Genomic DNA, 1,170 nt, shown 5'->3' on the forward strand with positions numbered 1-1,170 from the left:
GTTACTGAGGTTGAACTCGTGGAGTCGTAGGGGCTGACGGTTCGTCGCTCGTGCGGTATCACCGGGGCATGCGGTATCCACAAGGGGGCGGGCTGACCGCCGAAAGGCAGCAGTTTCGCGAGGAGTTACGGCTCAAGGCGGCTGAGAGGTTCGCTCGGGGCGAGGCGAGCTCGGTGATCGCCAAGGACCTGCGGGTCAGCGTTCGTTCAGTGCAGCGATGGCGGCAGATGTGGGACGAGGGCGGTCCGCGGGCTCTGCGGTCACAGGGGCCGGCGTCACTGCCGAGGCTGAGCGAAGAGCAGTTCGCCCAGCTGGAGGCGGAGCTGGCCAAGGGGCCGGCCGCGCACGGCTGGGAGGACCAGCGCTGGACCTTGAGCCGTGTGAAGACGGTGATCGGTCGGCGCTTCCACCTGACCTACACGATCCAGGGCGTACGCAAACTCCTGGTCCGTAATGGCTGGTCCTGCCAGGTCCCGGTCCGACGAGCGATGGAGCGGGACGACGAGGCGGTGGCCGGGTGGGTCAAGGAGGTGTGGCCCTGCGCGGAAGACTCGCGGCGGCTCGTGGAGCCTGGCTCGTCTTCGAGGACGAGGCCGGCTTCTCCATGACGCCGCCGCAGGCGAAGACCTGGTCTCAGCGCGGTCGGACCCCGGTGGTGCGGGTCCGCGGCCGTTCCCGCAGACGGATCTCCATCGCCGCGCTGACCTGCTACAAACCCGGCCACCGGCCGAGGCTGATCTACCGGCCGCGCCGGGACGACGGCCGCCGCGACGGCCGCAAGAGCTTCTCCTGGCGCGACTACCGGGACCTGCTGATCGCCGCCCACCAGCAGCTCGACGGCCCGATCGTGCTCATCTGGGACAACCTCAACGTCCACAAAGCCGCCGGCCTGCGGGAGTTTGCCGCATCCCGGGACTGGCTGACCATCTACTACCTGCCGCCCTACGCACCCGACCTCAACCCCGTCGAAGGGATCTGGTCCCTCCTGCGACGCGGCTGGCTCTCCAACATCGCCTTCAGTACCCCTGAACACCTCGTCCAGACCATCAGACGCGGCTTACGGCACATCCAGTACCGCAGTCACCTCATAGACGGCTGCCTCGCCGAGACCGGCCTGACCATCAGACCCACCTGAGCAACCCAGTGACATCACGAGTTCAACCTCAGTAG

General features: G+C 67.5%; 2 protein-coding genes. Both read left to right on the plus strand.

The features are described 5' to 3' along the window. The first annotated feature begins 68 nt into the window (after positions 1–68). Positions 69–608 (plus strand): transposase, encoded by a 540-nt coding sequence (locus ACFXKG_RS41305; RefSeq protein WP_384850779.1) that lies wholly within the window; start codon positions 69–71, stop codon positions 606–608. Beyond that, positions 605–1,135: a transposase gene (locus tag ACFXKG_RS41310; protein WP_384850782.1), complete on the plus strand. Its 531-nt coding sequence runs from the start codon at positions 605–607 to the stop codon at positions 1,133–1,135. Before ACFXKG_RS41305 ends, ACFXKG_RS41310 begins: the two co-directional genes overlap by 4 nt. The last annotated feature ends 35 nt before the right edge of the window (positions 1,136–1,170 follow it).

The sequence above is a fragment of the Streptomyces sp. NPDC059255 genome, from assembly GCF_042752355.1.
Classification (GTDB): Bacteria; Actinomycetota; Actinomycetes; order Streptomycetales; family Streptomycetaceae; genus Streptomyces.

Coding starts and splice junctions, on each gene's coding strand:
- ACFXKG_RS41310 (WP_384850782.1), top strand. CDS start 605: ATGACGCCGCCGCAGGCGAAGACCTGGTCTCAGCGCGGTCGGACCCCG.
- ACFXKG_RS41305 (WP_384850779.1), top strand. CDS start 69: ATGCGGTATCCACAAGGGGGCGGGCTGACCGCCGAAAGGCAGCAGTTT.